Annotated in this window: 12 protein-coding genes, 1 tRNA gene and 1 pseudogene; 7 read left to right on the forward strand and 7 right to left on the reverse strand. The window is 61.1% G+C overall.

Annotated features, from left to right (window positions below; all coding sequences use genetic code 11):
• Nucleotides 1–68 precede the first annotated feature (68 nt).
• Nucleotides 69–141, reverse strand: a tRNA-Thr gene (locus Q4G32_RS12435).
• Between the two features lie 191 nt (nt 142–332).
• The gene (locus tag Q4G32_RS12440) at nt 333–1175 is read right to left on the reverse strand and encodes a DsbA family protein (protein WP_303351828.1); all 843 of its coding nucleotides are present in this window, start codon (nt 1173–1175) and stop codon (nt 333–335) included.
• 278 nt (nt 1176–1453) lie between these two features.
• On the opposite strand from Q4G32_RS12440, the gene Q4G32_RS12445 reads away from it, so the two are divergent.
• The gene (locus Q4G32_RS12445; protein WP_303351830.1) at nt 1454–3010 is read left to right on the forward strand and encodes an alpha,alpha-trehalose-phosphate synthase (UDP-forming); all 1557 of its coding nucleotides are present in this window, start codon (nt 1454–1456) and stop codon (nt 3008–3010) included.
• On the forward strand, nt 3010–3843 hold the full coding sequence (gene otsB / locus Q4G32_RS12450) for a trehalose-phosphatase (RefSeq protein WP_303351831.1): 834 nt from the start codon (nt 3010–3012) through the stop codon (nt 3841–3843). Before Q4G32_RS12445 ends, otsB begins: the two co-directional genes overlap by 1 nt.
• Here the strand turns inward: otsB and Q4G32_RS12455 are convergent.
• The 3 genes and pseudogenes from Q4G32_RS12455 to Q4G32_RS12465 all read right to left on the reverse strand — a co-directional run bounded on the left by Q4G32_RS12455 (nt 3833) and on the right by Q4G32_RS12465 (nt 7622).
• Nucleotides 3833–4792 (reverse strand): annotated as a pseudogene (locus tag Q4G32_RS12455) (sugar ABC transporter permease). The gene otsB and the pseudogene Q4G32_RS12455 sit on opposite strands and share 11 nt — an antisense overlap.
• Nucleotides 4792–6378: an ABC transporter permease subunit gene (locus Q4G32_RS12460; RefSeq protein ID WP_441327512.1), complete on the reverse strand. Its 1587-nt coding sequence runs from the start codon at nt 6376–6378 to the stop codon at nt 4792–4794. Before Q4G32_RS12460 ends, Q4G32_RS12455 begins: the two are co-directional and overlap by 1 nt.
• Nucleotides 6379–6437: 59 nt before the next feature.
• The gene (locus Q4G32_RS12465) at nt 6438–7622 is read right to left on the reverse strand and encodes a sugar ABC transporter substrate-binding protein (protein WP_303351833.1); all 1185 of its coding nucleotides are present in this window, start codon (nt 7620–7622) and stop codon (nt 6438–6440) included.
• A gap of 480 nt (nt 7623–8102) precedes the next feature.
• On the opposite strand from Q4G32_RS12465, the gene Q4G32_RS12470 reads away from it, so the two are divergent.
• Nucleotides 8103–9449 (forward strand): DUF4032 domain-containing protein, encoded by a 1347-nt coding sequence (locus Q4G32_RS12470; RefSeq protein ID WP_303351849.1) that lies wholly within the window; start codon nt 8103–8105, stop codon nt 9447–9449.
• Between the two features lie 119 nt (nt 9450–9568).
• Nucleotides 9569–10282 carry a YoaK family protein gene (locus Q4G32_RS12475; protein WP_303351834.1) on the forward strand — a complete coding sequence of 238 codons (714 nt, stop codon included), beginning with the start codon at nt 9569–9571 and terminating at the stop codon, nt 10280–10282.
• Between the two features lie 28 nt (nt 10283–10310).
• Here Q4G32_RS12475 and Q4G32_RS12480 read toward each other — a convergent pair whose 3' ends face one another.
• Nucleotides 10311–10895, reverse strand: coding sequence for a TetR/AcrR family transcriptional regulator (locus Q4G32_RS12480; protein WP_303351835.1), 585 nt, complete (start codon nt 10893–10895; stop codon nt 10311–10313).
• Nucleotides 10896–10954: 59 nt separating this feature from the next.
• The gene (locus Q4G32_RS12485) at nt 10955–13249 is read right to left on the reverse strand and encodes an HAD-IB family phosphatase (RefSeq protein WP_441327510.1); all 2295 of its coding nucleotides are present in this window, start codon (nt 13247–13249) and stop codon (nt 10955–10957) included.
• A 98-nt stretch (nt 13250–13347) separates the two neighbouring features.
• Between Q4G32_RS12485 and Q4G32_RS12490 the strand changes: the two genes are divergently transcribed.
• From Q4G32_RS12490 to Q4G32_RS12500, 3 genes are all read left to right on the forward strand, one after another.
• On the forward strand, nt 13348–14130 hold the full coding sequence (locus tag Q4G32_RS12490) for an SDR family NAD(P)-dependent oxidoreductase (RefSeq protein WP_303351838.1): 783 nt from the start codon (nt 13348–13350) through the stop codon (nt 14128–14130).
• A gap of 3 nt (nt 14131–14133) precedes the next feature.
• The gene (locus Q4G32_RS12495; protein WP_303351840.1) at nt 14134–15087 is read left to right on the forward strand and encodes a lysophospholipid acyltransferase family protein; all 954 of its coding nucleotides are present in this window, start codon (nt 14134–14136) and stop codon (nt 15085–15087) included.
• A 109-nt stretch (nt 15088–15196) separates the two neighbouring features.
• The gene (locus Q4G32_RS12500) at nt 15197–16906 is read left to right on the forward strand and encodes an FAD-binding oxidoreductase (RefSeq protein ID WP_303351842.1); all 1710 of its coding nucleotides are present in this window, start codon (nt 15197–15199) and stop codon (nt 16904–16906) included.
• The last annotated feature ends 400 nt before the right edge of the window (nt 16907–17306 follow it).

Below are 17306 nucleotides of genomic sequence, written 5' to 3' on the forward strand. Positions count from 1 at the left end.
ACACAACCTTGAGTGAACCACTGAGGCCGAAGCGCATCGCTCGGCTCTGACACCGGCGGGCACAAAAGAGCCCCCTACCGGAATCGAACCGATGACCTGCTGTTTACAAGGCAGCTGCTCTACCAACTGAGCTAAGGAGGCGTGTTCCATTTTTTGGAACCTGCCCATAGTAGCGGCTGCCGGCCCAGGGTTCACATCCGGCGTTTCAGCCCTCCATCCGGCTGGTGGGACTCCCTTGGCGCCGCCCACTTCCCATCACACAGCCAGCCCCCACGTTATAGCGTGGGGGCTGGCTGCATTTGGGGGATCTCGACGATCCAGTGGGGAGTGAATCAGCCCTTGGCTGCCTCCACGGTCTCCTTGATGCCTTGGCTCTGATCCCACACGTTGCCGTCAATGATCACCGTGGGGGTACCAGCCACACCGTTGCTCTGCGCCACGGCAGTGGTGTAGTTGACCATGGTGCGCCATTCGCCGTCGTTGACAGCATCACTGATGTCAGCACCGTGGTTGGAGGCAATGTCAATGATTTCCTGGTCGCTGATTCCACCGGTGCCCTGGTGGGTGAACATCTCCTTCTGGAACTCCAAGGCATCTGCGGTTCCCACCTGCTGCGCCACGGCGTAGTAGGCGTTGGCAGCCCGGGAAGAGTAGTAGGTGGCGTTGTCCAGGAAGTTCACGGTGCGGTATTCCACCGTGGCATCGCCGTTTTCCACCAGCTGCTCAATGTCATCGCCGTAGGTCTTCTCCAACTCGGCGCAGTGGACGCAGTCAAAGTCCTGCCAGATCACAATCTGCACGGGATCACCGGATTCAGCGGCAGTTCCGGGGTCAACAATGCCTTCTGCGGTTGGCTCCTCCGGGGCGGTTTCCGGGGGCGCCGGCACATCGTTGACGTTGACCTCTGAAACATCAGAAGTGTCCTGCTCCACGCCATCGGCAGTCAGCACAATTCCGCCGTACTGATTGGACGATGGTGGCACGGGCCCGGAGTCGGCCACCTGCTGTGAACGGATTTGCCAAATCACCAGCCCGATGATCACCAGGATGGCAACCACCAGCACACCAATACCGCCGATCAGCAGCTTGCGCTGACGGGCGTCCGACTTGGCGTGCTTGTCTGCGATCTGGCGCGCCTGGGCGCGGAAGTCCTCTTGGTTGGTCTTGGCTGCCATACATCCTCTTCTGCTGTTCTGGGGCCTGGTTCCGGGTACAGGCGCGCGCTGTAGGGACAGCGCACGCGCCAAAGCACAGTTGGGCACCAGAGCCGTGTGTTTCGCTAGCAAGAATAACTGTGTTCGTTATACAGCCGTTACCCAGGAAGAGGGTGAACACCCCCACAAGGGCCCGGATCGCCACTCACATTCCCGAGTTGCCCGCAGACCGGGGCCAAAAACTCACGCCCAGTAGACTGATCAGTGAACAACCCCACAGTCGTTTGGAGGAGTCTGCCATGTGCCCCACATCCCGCCAAGACGATGACCCCGGAGACCTGTACGACTTTGTGGTGGTCTCCAATCGGCTTCCGGTGGATCGTGTGACGGAAGAGGATGGCACCTCCACTTGGCGCCGCTCCCCAGGCGGCTTGGTGTCAGCCTTGGCTCCCGTGATGGCCAACAACGACGGCGCCTGGGTGGGCTGGTCAGGTGGCGCTGACGAGTCTTTGGAGCCGTTTGATCACGATGTCTTCCACCTGGTCCCCGTGGACCTCTCCGCACGGGAGGTGGAGCAGTTCTATGAAGGGTTCTCCAATGCCACCCTGTGGCCGCTCTATCACGATGTGATTGCACCCCCGGAGTTCCACCGCACCTGGTGGAACTCCTACAAGGAGGTCAATCGTCGCTTTGCGGAGGCCACCGCTGCAACGGCCGGGCCGCAGGCCACGGTGTGGGTGCAGGACTACCAGTTGCAGTTGGTGCCCAGGATGCTGCGCCAGCTGCGACCTGATCTGACCATTGGTTTCTTTGACCACATCCCGTTCCCGCCACTGGAAATCTTTGCCCAGTTGCCGTGGCGCCGCTCGGTGCTGGAAGGGCTCACGGGGGCGGATTTGATCGGCTTCCAGCGGCCGGGCGACGCCCAGAACTTCATGCGGTGCGTCAAGCGCTACATGGGCATCACGTTCAAGCACGGACAGGCTCGCATTGGCCCGGAGGTCACCTCCACAGCGTTCACGGGCCCGGACGCCGTCGTTCAGCAGGCCCCCAGCCCGGAAAATTCGGAGGCGCACGACGACGACCACTGGAACCTCAAGGTTGCCGCCTACCCCATCTCCATTGATGTGCAGGCCATCCAGGACATGGCTGCCAAACCGGAGACCCAAGCGCGGGCCAAGGAAATCCGCCGGGAGCTTGGCGATCCCACCACGGTGTTCCTGGGCGTGGACCGGCTGGACTACACCAAGGGCATCCGGCACCGCATCAAGGCCTACGGGGAGTTGCTGCATGACGGGGAGCTGACCGTTGGCGAAGACGTGCTGATTCAGGTTGCCTCCCCCTCCCGCGAGCGCGTTGAGTCCTACAAAGTGCTCCGTGAGCAGGTGGAGGGCATGGTTGGGCGGCTCAACGGTCAGTACGACACCATGGAGCACACCGCCATCCGCTACCTGCACCACGGCTACCCGTTTTCGGAGATGGTGGCTCTGTATTTGGCCACGGATGTCATGCTGGTGACCTCCTTGCGTGATGGGATGAACCTGGTGGCCAAGGAGTATGTGGCAGCCAAGTCAGATGGCTCCGGCGCCCTGGTGCTCTCCGAGTTCACCGGCGCGGCCGAACAGCTCAAACAGGCGATTTTGGTCAACCCGCATGACATTGATGAGCTCAAAGAGTTGATCCTGATGGCCAAGAATCTCCCCGCAGATCAGGCCAAACGTCGAATGCGTGCCATGCGGCGTCAAGTTCTTGGTCACGATGTCAATCACTGGCAGGACAAGTTTCTGCACGATCTGGCCGGTATTCGCAGTGGCGATTCCCAGTCAGCCGCCCCAGAGTCCGAGATGGAGAAGTGATGTCAGAACCTCAGTCCACATTGTCCCCGTCAGATCCCCAGTTCGAGGCCGCCTTCGGTGTGGAGCTACAGCGGGCTGCTGATGCCCAACGTCTGTTGGTGGCTTTGGATTTTGACGGCACCTTGGCTCCGTTCACGGAAGACATTTCCGCCTCCCGGGCGGTGGATTCTGCGGAGGCCGCTCTGGCCGAGCTGGCAACCATGGACAGCACCTGGGTGGCCGTGATCTCCGGGCGGACCATGGATTTCCTCCACGAAGTGGTTGATCCGCACCGCCGAATGCTGCTCTCTGGCTCCCACGGTGGTGAGTACGACCTCAGTGTCCTGGGCCCGGAGGCGGCAAGCTCGGGGATTGAGCTGAGCCCCGAACAACGCAGTGTTTTGGATCAGGCCGTGGCAGCCACCCGGCAGTTGGTGGCGAAATACCCGGGAGCCACCGCTGAATACAAGCCCGGTGGGGTGGCTTTCCACACCCGCACCATGGAGAATCTGGCGGATTCGGACACCGCCCTGGCCACCATGAATGCGGAGTTCTCCGCGTTGGAGGGTCTGAGCATCACACCCGGAGAAATGGTCATGGAGTGCTCGGTTCTGACCTCAGACAAAGGAGAGGCCGTGACTGCCTTGATTCACGCCGTCTCCCCGGATGTGACCATTTTTGCCGGGGACGATGTCACGGACGAATACGGTCTGGCTGCTTTGCGCCCGGAGGATCTGGGCATCAAGGTGGGCCCCAAAGACACTGTGGCTCCGTTTCGCGTGACAGACCCGGAAGCCATGGGAGAGGTGCTGGCGCAGTTGACTGCCCTGCGCCGCAGGCACCTCACCCCTTGACCGCACCTCCAGTCAGACCAGCCACAATGTAACGCTGCAGGAAGAGGAACAGCAGCACAACAGGTAGCGCGCCGATCACTGCGCCAGCGCTGAACACGCCCCAGTTCTCCCCGAACTGCACGGACACGAATTCGTAGAGTCCCACGGCCAGCGTGTACTGTGCCGGATCCTGCAACACGATCTGGGCCAGCAGGAAGTCGGAGAAGGCCATGATGAAGGACAACATGCCCACAACCACCAGGATGGGGCGTACCAGGGGCAAGATCAGAGTCCAGTAGATCTGTGCGTGAGAGGCACCATCAATGGTGGCAGCTTCATCAATGTCTTTGGGGATGGTGTTGAAGAAGCCTTACATCAGAAAAGTGTTCGCTCCCAAGGCCCCACCCAGGTAGACGGCAATCAACCCCATCCGGGAGTTCAGCCCCAGGAAGGGGTAAACACCGGAAATGGCAAAGAGCAGCAAGAAGATGGCCACAAAAGCCAACAGCTGCGGGAACATCTGAATCACCAGCAAGGACATCAAGCCCTTGCGACGTGAGGCGAATCGGAAACGGGAAAACGCATAGGCCGCAGCCGCACCCATGAGCGTGGTGCCCACCGCAGTGGCAGTGGCAATCACCAGAGAATTCACGAACCACCGGGGAAATGGGGTCTGCGGATCGGTGAACAACTGCTGGTAGTGAGCGCCGGTGACCGTGGCGAACAACTGGTTGGAGCCCATCAGGGACCCTGCCTCTGACAGGGATGAGGACACCGCATAAATCAGTGGGAACAGCGCGAACACGCACATGATCACAGCCACCAAGTGCCTCCACCAGGCGTTTGAACGCCCCACCTTGGATCTGCGCTTCCGGGCCGGCCGGCCCGCCTCAGACGAATGAGCGGTCTGTTTCTGGGAACCACCGGTGGTGTTGAGACCGGCGGTTGGCTGAGTGCTGGAGCTGGACATCAGTTGATCTCCTCAATGGCCTTTGAACGGCGGAAGGTCAGCAAGGAAACCACGGCCACCATCACAAAGATCAGAATGGACAGTGCGGCAGCCAAGCCGTAGTCGTTGGTTCCCCCGGAGAAGGCGATCTTGTAGACGAACGAGATCAGGATGTCCGTGGCGCCCACTCCTGTGGTGGAGTCAAGATCCTGCGGCCCGCCCTGTGTGACCAGGTAGATCACATTGAAGTTGTTGAAATTCATGGCAAAGGAGGCAATCAGCAATGGCCCCACAGCCACCATCAGCATGGGCAAGGTGATGGAGCGGAACCTGCGTACCGGTCCGGCGCCGTCCATTGCTGCCGATTCGTAAAGCTCCTCCGGGATGGATTGGAGCGCACCGGTGCTGATCAAAAACATGTACGGGAAGCCCAGCCACAGGTTGACCAGCAGTACGGACAGACGCGCCAACCAAGGATCTTCCAGCCACGGCACACCGGTGCCACCGAGTAACACCTGGTTGATCCAGCCGTAGTCCGTGTTCAGCAACCCCGCCCAGATCAGAGCGGAAAGAAACACCGGGAAGGCGTAGGGCATGAAGATCACGGCCCGGTAGATGTTCCGGCCCTTCAGATTTTTGTCATTGAGCAGGATCGCCAACAGTAGGCCCAGGAAGAACGTGGAAGCTACGGAAAGGATCGCAAAGGCGAAGGTCCACAGCGTCACGGACAGGAACGGACCACCGATCACATCAGGGTCAAAGACTGCCGCAAAGTTGTCGAACCCAACAAAAACCTGCCAGCCCGGACGCAGTTCCTGGCCGTCCGGGGAGACAAACGCTCCCTCGCCCTGATCCACCCAGACCGTGCCGTCCGCACCAATCATGGCGTCTTGCGCCGCGTCATAGGTCAGCGTGGGTGTGTAAGCAAACGCGGTGGACCCGTCCGCGGTCCGCAAGGCGCCGTCGGAGGAGTCCTCGGAGACCGGAACGCGCAGTTCATTGAGTTGTTCTGCGGCGTTGACCCGACCCGAATAATCCAGGACCTCGTACCCGTCCACGGCAGTCACGGACCCGTCCGACACTTCCGCCCCTTGGGCTGGGGCCAGGGGTTGGTCCTCAGACCCCACCAGAACTTGGCCGTCCTGCACGGTGGCAAGTGCCAGTTCGCCGTCGTCGTCACTGGTCAAAACCGTCACGGGGTATTGCGGTGAACCCTCCACCCGCTGTTCGTGGGTGCGCTCCAGCTGCGCAATCGCCGTGTCTTTGCTGGCGTTGTGACCGTCCCCGTAATTGGTGAAAGCCGTATATCCCGTGTAGAGGATCACGAACACCTGGAAGACCAGGAGGAAGATCAACCCCGGGAACAAGTATTTGGCGGGCAAAATCTTGCGGCCCGGTACAAAGTAGATGAGGTTGGCAGCAACCAGGGCAAGAATCAAGAACACCGCGATGGCCCAGCTGCTCACTCCAAAAGCAGCTACCACGCCGTAGATGCCAAAGGCGTTGATGAGCCCCATCAGGACCAGCTTGATCAGGAACCCTGCCCCAAATCCCCGGGAGTGCGCACGTTTGGGCTCGGGGTTTTCATCGGGCGAAGCCCACGGCATGGTCTGCGCCCCCTGTCCAGGATGCGGTGTGGTGGAGGAATGGCGAGTGGAGGATGCCATCAGATCTGCCCCTCGATGTTCACGATCATGTTTTCCCACAACTGTTGAGGATCTCCGCGGCCGTCAACAATGGCGTTTTCGGCTGTGCCCCAGAAACTCCACACAGCTCCCATGGCGGGGATGGCGGGCATGGGCAGGGCTGTTTCTGCAATCTCTGCGTACTTTGCTCGCCACGGATCGTCCTGCATCTGATCCACCGCTGACGACGACGCCGGTGGGCGGCCCGTTGATTCGTAGAGGTCCAGTTGCGATTCAGGTTGGGTGATCCAGTTGGTGACAAAGTCCTGAGCTGCCACCGGGTTTCGACCGTTGGCGTTGACGAAGAATGCCTGTACGCCTGCGAACGGGCGCGCCTGTTGCGTACCAGCTGGGGGCACGGGAAGGACCGTGCAGTTCATACCCGCGGCCTCCAAGTCCACCAGGTCCCACGGGCCGCACAGGTGGAAAGCCGAGTCCCCGTTGAGGAAAGCTTCCTTGGCGATGTCCGGGGTCATTGAGGTTCGCAAATCCCCAGTTTCGCCGAGTTCAGCCAGGTAATCAGCGAACTCCAGACCTTCGGGACCACCCATGGTGAGCTCGGGCAGGTACTCACCGTCCTGATCGCGCGCAAAGACCTCAGCGCCAAAGGAGGTTTGCAGAGCGTAAAGGTGATAGGGATCGCCGTTGGTGGGTGACTGGGAGATGGTGAACGGGTACCGCAAGCCGTCCTGATCCATGAGCCCGTGCCCTACCTCTCGGAGCTCGTCGAAAGTCGCAGGCTCCTCCCGGGTGAGATCGTCATTGCGCACCATTGCCACGCACTCCACGGCATATGGGACGCCGTAGCTGATGCCGTCGTAGGTCACTGCGGTCAACGCGTTGTCCGTGAACTCTTCTCCACGGTCCCCCATCTCCACGGAGGCGATCACGCCGTTGGCAGCCAGCTGCCCCAAATTGTCGTGCGGGGAGATCAGAATGTCCGGTGCCTGGCCCATGGGGGCCTGGGCAATGAAGTCGGAAAGAGACTGAGCATTGATCTCTCGCTGGATGAATTCAACGCTCACCCCTGTGGCTTCGGTGAAGCGATCCGCAATTTTCTGCAAACCGGGGATCTCGTCATCGCCAGCTTGAATGCGCAGGCTTCCCGGGCCAACCGGCAGAACGTTGCCACCTGCCGTACCACATGCACTGAGCACGGCGGCCATCCCAAGTCCCGCACCCCAGCCAGAAGCCGACGGCGGTTGAAGTCTTGTACTGGTGTGGAGGGTGGTGTTCGTCGAGTCGTCGCTGCGGCAACCTCGGTGTGGACGTGATGTGAATCTGGTGGGGCACTCTCCGGGTTGGGGGACGCCAACCGTCGTCGAGCCACAGGCGCTGGAACGCCCGAAGGCGTCACCTTGTCTCTGTAAGTCGATTCACACTACCGGGAGGTAATTGTGACCCACCTCATCAAACCGGGCGCGCCGCGGGAAAGTCCAAATAATTCGTATACTGACGGTCTTTGCTCCTGGTCCGATACACCCTGGGCGCATGGATTGACACGTGTAGGCTCTTTGATTATGCAAAGTTCCTCACCGGATCCTTCCCCGCAAGCTCCCTGGGACAGCTCTGCTGCCGCAGGCCAGGCGTCTCCGGCCACCACTTCCGCCGCCCAGGCGCAGGCTGAACTCCCCCGGGACACCACCATGAGCGGCCCTCCCCCGGGTCGTTATCTCAAACCATCCGCCCGCAGGGTCAAAATCCAGACTGGATTTCCGCAACCGGAACTGTTGGACCTTCCCTGGTCCACCCCGCTGGCACAGTGGCCCGAGGACGTCTTGGTGGCCTATCCGCGTGGCATCTCCAGGCACGTGGTACGCTTTGCGCAGGTGGGTGACCGTGTGCTCGCAGCCAAGGAGACCACGGCACGCAATGCAGCCCGCGAGTACGAACTCTTGCGGCGGCTGCGGCAACTCGGCACGCCTTGCGTGGTGCCGGTGGCTGTGGTCACGGACCGGCACAGCCGTGACGGTGAAGATCTCCCCGCAGTGCTGCTGACCGAACACCTCAATTTTTCATTGCCCTACCGTGTGTTGTTCTCCGAGCACCCGGATGCACATATTGCGGACAAGCTGGTGGATGCCCTGGCTCTGCTTCTGGTCCAGCTGCACCTGGCCGGGTTCTACTGGGGAGATGTTTCCCTGTCCAACACCCTGTTCCTCCGCGATGCCGGGCGGTTTGCCGCTTGCCTGGTGGATGCCGAGACCGGGGAGATCCACCCTCAGCTGACCAAGGGGCAGCGCAGCTACGATCTGGAGCTTGCACGGACCAACGTGGCGGGTGAGTTGATGGATCTGCTGGCAGGTTTTGATGACGATTCCCATGACGGTCCTCCCCTGGATCCGTCCATGACCACGGGCGAGCGCGCTCATTACGAACCGGCCGCCGTGACCACTGCGTTGCCGCAGATCGTCTCCTTGGACCCCGTACCCGTGGACCCGTTCGCCACCTCCGAACGCATTGTGGAGACATACGAAAAACTGTGGGCTGAGCTCACCGGGGTTGAGCGGTTCCCGCACGAACAAAAGTGGCGCGTTGCCGCGCGGATCGAACGCCTCAATGAACTGGGCTTTGACGTGGAAGAAGCCTCCCTGGACACCGACGACGACGGCTACATCCAGCTGATCCCTCGTGTGGTTGAACCGGGTCATCACAGCCGTCAGCTGCACAACATCACGGGGCTCAATGCCCGAGAGAACCAGGCCAGACGAATCCTCACGGACATTCACCAGTTCGGCCGAGCCCTCTACCCGGGCCTGCCTGATGACCTCACGGGTGCATTGTGGATGCAGGAGGTCTACGCCAAGATCATGACCGCCGTGCCCGCGGATCTGCGGGCCAAACGGGAGCCCGCGGAAATTGTCCACGAGGTTCTGGAGCACCGCTGGTTCCTCTCCGAGCGCCTGGAGCAGGACATTCCCACGGAACAGGCTGTTGAGGACTACGTGGAGTCACAGCTACGCGTGCGTCCGGATGAGCAGATGATGCTCTGAGGTTGAAGGTTGGCCACAGGCATCACGGGTCACTCCCCTGAAGCCTGCAGTTCCCGGGGCACCAGCCAACGCTTTCACCTGAGCCAGTGGCACAACGTGGTTGCGTAAAGTACCCACTCGTGGACCCAACCAGCCGATCATTCCAAACCCCATCTACCCACCCCGCCGTTGCGGTATCCGCACAACGGCATCTCCTGCTTGTGCTGTGCCTGACCTTCTCCACGGGCATCATTGATGCCCTGGGTTACCTGGGGCTGGACCGCGTCTTCACGGCCAACATGACCGGCAACGTGGTGATCCTCGGCATGGGCCTGATGGGCGCCGAGGGGCTACCCGTGTTGGGGCCGCTCCTGGCCCTGGCTGGGTTTCTGACCGGGGCAACCGCCACGGGTCGGGTACTGCGACGTGTACCCAAAGGGTGGGGCACACGCACCACGGTGGTCCTGAGCCTGGTGGGACTGATCACGCTCGGTTTGGGGATGAGCTTGTTGCTGTGGCAAAACCCGCACAGCGCATATTTACAGGCCATCACGGGTGTATTGGGTTTGGTCATGGGGGCGCAAGCCGCCGCGGCACGCACCATCGGAGTCAAGGACATCACCACGGTGGTCATCACCTCCACCATCACAGGTTTGGCCGCGGACTCACGCCTAGCCGGCGGTTCCGGGCGGGGCAATCCCCGCCGGATCGCCGCCGTCGTGCTCATGCTCACGGGGGCGGCCACGGGCGCCGGACTGCTTCTGTGGTTGGGTTTGGGCGCTGGCCTGGTGGTGGCCGGGAGCATCGTGGCCGTCTGCGCCGCAGTCGGTCACCTCACCAGCCGAGATGCCTGAATCGCGCCGTCCGCAGGCAGCACCCCGGTCAGCCCACCGAACGCATCAGCGTGTCACGCATGCGCTGCGCCCAGTCTTCCGGCAGGTGGCCTTCCCTGGCCACCTGTGCGTAGGCGGAGCCCAGCAAAGAATCGACGACGACGCCCAAGTCCACGTCCGCATCCATCTTCCCCGCCGCGATCTGCAGATTGAGCAGATCCAACAATTGCTCCATGCGGGGGCGAACCAGGTGCCTGCGCAGGATGTGGGAGGTTTCAGAGGTGGGTTCGGTCAACAAAGTCACCGCAATGCCGGTGCCCAGGTCTTGAATCAGAACGCGCAGGGCGGTGTCCAGCGCCCGGGTCCAGTCGTCCTGCGTCCAGTTCTCCCGGTCCAAATCCAGAGGTTTGGGGGCCAGGTTCTTCTGAGCACGCGCCAACACATCATCCACCATGGCTTCCGAGTTGGCGTAGCGCCGGTAGATGGATGTCTTGGCCACGCCGGATTCGGCAGCCACCGCTTCGATCGAGAGTCTTCCCGGGCCTTCCCGCGTCAGGATTCCCAGCACCGCAGCCGTGATCTTGCGGTCTGTGGTGACGGTTCGAGGATCTGGCGCAGAAGCCCCCTCAGCCATGGTTCACCCGCACATCCACGCAGATGCGCTTGAGAGAGCGGGCAGAACCGGGCATGTGCTCAGTGCTTCTTCCAGTCCTCGATGGGCCAATGGCTGCGCTTGGCCAGCCGGTAGAGCGGAATGTCCGGGTTGACGGCGTATGGGTGGCCCACCAACCCCAACCAGGAGGAATCCGCTACGGAGTCGCCATATCCAAAAGCACGGGTGAGGTCATAGCCGTTGTCTTCGGCGTACTTCTTCAACCATTGGGCGCGCGCCTCGTCCACCAGCGGCGGGGTGGAAAGATAACCGGTCAGCACGCCGTCGCGCTCCACCATGGAACCGGCGATCACTTCATCAAAAAGTTCAGCCACCGGGGAGACCAACAGGTCCAGCGAACCGGTCACCAGAACGGTGCGGTGGCCAGCGGCACGGTGCTCTTCAATGCGGGCCAGGGCACCGGGTTTGAGCCCTTTGAGCATGTCCTCGCCCAGCTTGCCGTCCACGGCCGCGCGGATTTTGGCTGCTTCCAGCCCGTCATAGCGGCGCATGAAAGAGCGAACGAACTCACCCCGGTCACGCCGTTCGGCCTTCAGGTAGGTGGGGGTGGTACGGATGGCATCCAACAGATCGGCCGGACGCTTGGCTGCCGGTAGCACCCGGCGCTGCACGGCAAAGTACTGCCCCACCACGGTGGAATCCAGCACGGTACCTTCCAGGTCAAAGATCGCCAGCACGTCCGTACCGGGCTTCAGTTCCTTGCGGGGCCGCTGCGCGCGTCGGGCTCTGGCCGAGGAGGCCCGTGAATAGGCGCGGGTCATTTCCGTGAGCGCGGGCAGGTGAATGTCCTGCCAGTAGGTCTTCCAGTCAATGTCCCGGGGATCAAAGCGACGATCCTCCGGAGTGTCATCCGGCAGGGAGTCGTTCAGCGCACGGGTATTGGTGTCATCAAAAACCATTTCCGTGCGGGTGTAGTTCTGATAAAGGTCCACGTAGGTGCGCAAGGAACCCAACCCGGTCTGCATCTTGTGCAGAGAATTGGTCCACTCCAAGGTGCGCTTGGTGGAGGGCAGCAGGGCATTGATGCGCCCACCCCATTCCGCCAGCTTTTCTTTACCCGCCAGGGACCTTACGACGGCGTTGTTGGCCGGGAACTTCCACTCCGGCACCACCACTGGCTTCCCGTCCGGGCCTTCCACCGGGTTTTGCAGGAAGTACTCCCGCACTGAGCCATACATTTCGTGGAAGGGAAGCGGGTTGGAGGCACCGGAACAGATTTGGTAATAACCGGCCTGCTCACGGTTTCCGTGAGCCTCACCGCGGTGACCCTGCACCACCAGTGCTGTGATCGCATTGACCACAAAGTCCACGGGGATCACATCCAGCACAGAGTCCGGTAGACCCGGGAACTCCGGCAGCGCGCCCTTGGCATACGCCATGATGAGCGGATCGGCCACCTTATACCCGTCGATCCACCCCGGCTGCGGGTGGCGCAGTGCCGATTCAATGATGGCCGGGCGTACCACGGACAGGCGGTGGCCGGCACCGCCCCACAGATCCTCCGCAACCCGCTCACCCATGGCTTTGGTGAAGGTGTAAATATCGGTCCAACCCAGGGACTGCGCTCGGGTTCGCCCCAGATCCACCAGGCGCTGGGTGATCCACCCGGTCCGGGAGGCTTCCGCGGACTGTGCCACGGACTTGGGTCCGCGTTTGCCGGTGGACTTGGTGGCGGAATCAATGAATGAATGCAGTTGCTCAGGCGTCCGGGAAGCCAATTCAGCTTCCTCGCGTGCGGCCAGTGCGTAGTCGTACTCGCGCCGCCAATCCACGCTGTGATCAATGGCAGCCTCCGGCCGCAGCCCCTTGGCAATGCCGCCCACGTAACAGGTGGACACATGAATCACATGCGGATCCTGCCCGGAAGCCACCAGTGCCTCATACAGGCTCAGGGCACCGCCCACATTGGTGGAGAATGCCTCGTCAATGGGCGGGTCAAAGGAGACTGTGGAGGCCGAATGCACCACCACGTCAAAAGGTTGCTCAATCCCCTGCAACGCAGCCAGGTCGCCTTCCAAAACGTCAGTGCGCTCTTGGAAAATACGTTTGGCTTCATCATCGCCAACGCGCTCCCGCCAGGGCTTGAACACCGGCTTGCGGAACAGCTGCTCCAAGCGGGTTTGCGCGGAGATCTCACCCTTGGGGCGGATCACCGCGGTGATGTGAATGTTGTCCTCGGAGGACAGCAAACGTTCCATCACGGCCTGCCCCAGGAATCCGGTGGCTCCCGTGAGCAGGACGCGCTTGGTGGTGTTCTCAGACAACGGTTCTCCTAGTGCCTCGGTCAGGCGGTTTTGCGGGGTGGTGCCAGGCATGACGCTTGACCATCATGCCAGTCATCCCTGCGGGTCTTGGCACACAAGCCTTGATCCCAAGCCTTACGCTACGCCCCCCGTAGTGTACCGTGGGCCCTATGTTCACCGCATTGATCACGGGAGGCACCTCCGGCATCGGGGCTGCTTTTGCCACTGCTCTGGCCAGCCGTGGGTTGAACCTGATTCTGGTGGCGCGTGATGACGCCCGCTTGGAACAGTTCGCCAACCAACTGACCTCCCGCTACGGCGTGGAGGTTGAAACTCTGGTGGCTGATCTTGCTGATCGCAGCCAAGTCACACGCGTGGCCGAGCGCCTGGAAAGCCAAGAGCACCCCGTAGAGATACTGATCAACAACGCCGGTTTCTCCGTCAAAGGTTCCATCTCTGGAACTGACCACACCCTGCAAGATGCCGGGCTGGACGTCATGTGCCGTGCCGTTCTGGTGCTTTCCTCCGCGGCAGCCCGCGCCATGACCGCTCGCGGCGAAGGCTGGATTCTGAACGTGTCCTCCGTAGCCGGCACGGTGAGCATGGGCCCGTATTCAGCCATCAAGGCCTGGACCACCACGTTCACCGAATCTTTGGCGGTCGAACTCAAAGGAACGGGTGTTCGTGTCACGGCATTGCTGCCCGGCTGGGTCCGCACCGAGTTCCACTCACGGGCCGGCATCAGCGGTTCCTCCATCCCCAACTGGTTGTGGCTACGTGCTGACAAGCTGGTGGAAGAAGCCCTCCGGGACATGATTCGTGGCAAGGTCATCTCAATCCCCACACTGCGCTACAAGGTGCTCACCGGCCTGGTGAAAGTGGCCCCACGCTCCATCATTCACACCGCCTCCGGGATCCTCAACGGTGCCCGAGCACGGGAAAAGAAGGCATGAATCATGGCTGAGCAGAACAACCCCGGCAACGACGACGCCCTGGACACTCCCGCCGACACCGCACCTACTCCTGCCTCCCCCCAGGAGCAGGACACTTCCGCCGAGGACCGGGAAAAGCAGAAGAATCCACCCACTGACCGCTTGAAGATCATCACGCAGTGGCGGCCGTGGGAGCCATCGGAAGCACCCGAAACGCCACCAGTGCTGGAGAGCATTGATGCCCACGGCGCTCCGCCGGAAGACCACGGCCCCACCCCGGTGGCACCGCCGGCCGAATCTGCGCAAATTGGCCTGGAGCACTTCACGGACCCCGGGCGTCGTCGTATGCGGGCCATTGCGCGCAAAATCTTCTTCAACGGTTTGGTGGATCGGACCATTCGCCGCCGGGTGGAGCGCAAACCCGGCGCGGAGGTTCTCTCCGGGGCCTGTGTTGTGGTGGCCAACCACTCTAGCCACCTGGACGCCCCGCTGATCATGAGTTCCCTGCCCGTGAACCTGCGTCAAAACGTGGCAACCGGGGTTGCCGCCGACTACTTCTTCACCACGTGGTACAAAAAGCTCTTCACACAGCTGGTGTTCAACGCCTTCCCCATTGATCGTAAAGGCGCCGGTGAGAATCGTGGTCTGTCCCGCAAGCTGCTGAATGCGGGCATCCCCGTCTTGGTGTTCCCGGAGGGTACGCGGTCCAAGGACGGCCGTATGCGCCAGTTCAAGGTGGGTGCTGCTGCCCTGGCCTCCTCCATCAAGGTTCCTGTTCTCCCCGTGGCTCTGATCGGTGCGCACGAGGCCATGCCTCGTGACACCTCGTGGCCACGCCGGGGGCGCCCGCCGGTGGTGGTCGCCCTGGGTGAACCGCTCTACGTTCGGGAGAACGAATCCACAGTTGCCTTCAACGAACGAATCCAAGCGACCGTTCGTTCGCTGTACCGCGAATACCGCCCACTGATCGACCAGTGAACTAGACCGCCGCACAACGGCGTCAGGCAACCCGTGTCCGTGGGTTCCGCGAGCGTGCATTGCGGCGCGTACAGTCAAAGACTGAAACCGCACGGAAATGAGGTAAACAGTGCCAAACGTCAAGCATCAGAAATGGTGGGGCTGGGGCGAAGAAAACGTTTTCTTCACCTGGGAGAACAAGCCTGCTTTTGCTCCCCTGGTCAAACGTGCTATTGGGATTGATCTGCGTCCACGGCAACGGGACACGGTGGACTTTGCCACCGCAGAAGTTCCGCAGGCCCAAGTTTCCCAGGAAACACTGGACACCTTGGGCAGCGTTGTTGGTGCGGATCACGCCGTGACCGATGACCACACCCGCGTGGTGCACTGGGCCGGCAAGGCCGTGACAGACATCCTCAAGACCCTACAAAACCGGTTTGATCGTATTCCTGATGTTGTGGTGTACCCGGGCACTGAGGATGAAGTGCACGCACTGGTGAAAGCCGCCGTTGAGCATGACCTGGTTCTCATTCCCTTTGGTGGCGGTTCCAGTATTTCGCGCAGTCTGCAGCCACGCCCTGACGAGCAACGCACAGTGGTTTCTGTGGATCTTGGTCGCCTCAACAAGGTCTTGGAGATTGATGAGACCTCCGGTCTGGCACGAATTCAAGCCGGCGTTCTGGGGCCGGACATGGAAGAACAACTCAATGCCCGCGGCTGGACCCTGGGCCACTTCCCAGACTCCTTCAACCACTCAACTCTGGGTGGCTGGGCAGCCACACGTTCTTCCGGTATGCAGTCCGACAAGTACGGAGACATTGCGGAGATCATCCGCGGAATGAACGTGGTCCGGCCCGACGGTGTGGTCAAGTTACGCCCGCTCCCGTCCACGTCCACCGGCCCGTCCCTCCGGGAGATGTTCATTGGCTCGGAAGGGCGATTGGGCATCATCACGGAACTTTGGGTTCAGGTCCATCGGGAGGCACAAGCACGTGAAGTCATTGCGTACATGTTCCCCACGTGGCAGCAGGGCCTCACCGCAATGCGAAAGATTCACGAAGCAGAAGTGCACACCACTTTTGCCCGCATTTCAGATGCTCGTGAAACTGAGTTTTCCCTTGCCACCCAGAAGGCTCCCACTTCTCTGAAAAAGACCCTGTCCGCCAAAGGCCAAGAGGCGCTGTGGGCGGTCATGCGTAAACGCGGCTGGGACACCCAAGCCATGTGCATTGCCTATGTTTGTTATGAAGGCACCCCGGAGGATGTGACGCGCAAGAAGAAGATTGTTGCGGGGATCGCCAAAGAACAGGGTGCGCTCATCCTGGGTTCCGGTCCCGGTGCCCTGTATGACCAGAAGAAGTTTGACACCCCCTACCTGCGGGACTTCCTTCTGGAGCAGGGCGTGATTGGTGACGTCTCCGAGACCGCAGCTCCTTGGTCACAGCTCACCACGGTGCACAAGAACGTCTACCAGGCAGCCCAATCGGCTTTTGATGAGCTCGGCAAAACCGGGTGGATCATGAGTCACATGTCCCACTCCTACCACTCAGGTGCGTGCCTGTATTTCACCTTCGCTTTCGAGTTCTCCGACAACGTGGATTACGAATATGCCCTGGTGAAAACCCGCATCCAGCAAGCCTTTGTAGATTCCGGAGGAACGCTGTCCCATCATCACGGGGTGGGTGCAGAACACAGCCCCTGGATGGAACAAGACCTCTCCCCCGCAGGTGTCTCTCTCATGCGTGGACTCTTTGCGACTGCCGACCCTGGAGAGAACTTCAATCCCGGCAAGGTCCTGGACTCCCCGGACACTCTCTACCAGGCTCTAGAGGACCGGTAGTCCCCCACCGAGTAGTACCTTGGTCACAATAAAAGAACACCGGCGCTGCGGCCCCCCCATCCTGATTGGAAAGGAACTCCCGCAGCGCCGGTGTTCTGCAATTCTGCGTTATTGGTTCCCATCACCGGTGTCGGTTTCCCATGCTGTTGGTTGGTTTCCCATCCTGTTGTTGGTCCCCCACCGTACTGCGAGTTCACCGCCCACCTCATGGGAACTAGACACGATCATGGGAAATCGACCCATGCTGTCAGACATCGCTTACCCAGCCGACAACCCGGGGTTATACGCCTAAAAGTGTGTAGCGCAGGCCTCTGGATCCTAACCAGTAGTAGGGCAACACCAGCCTTGACATGCTTTGAGAGCATGTCAGGTGCCCCCTTCCACGAAACAGACCCACCTG

Origin of the sequence: Kocuria sp., assembly GCF_030538595.1 — a bacterium.
In the GTDB taxonomy this organism is placed as follows: Bacteria; Actinomycetota; Actinomycetes; order Actinomycetales; family Micrococcaceae; genus Kocuria.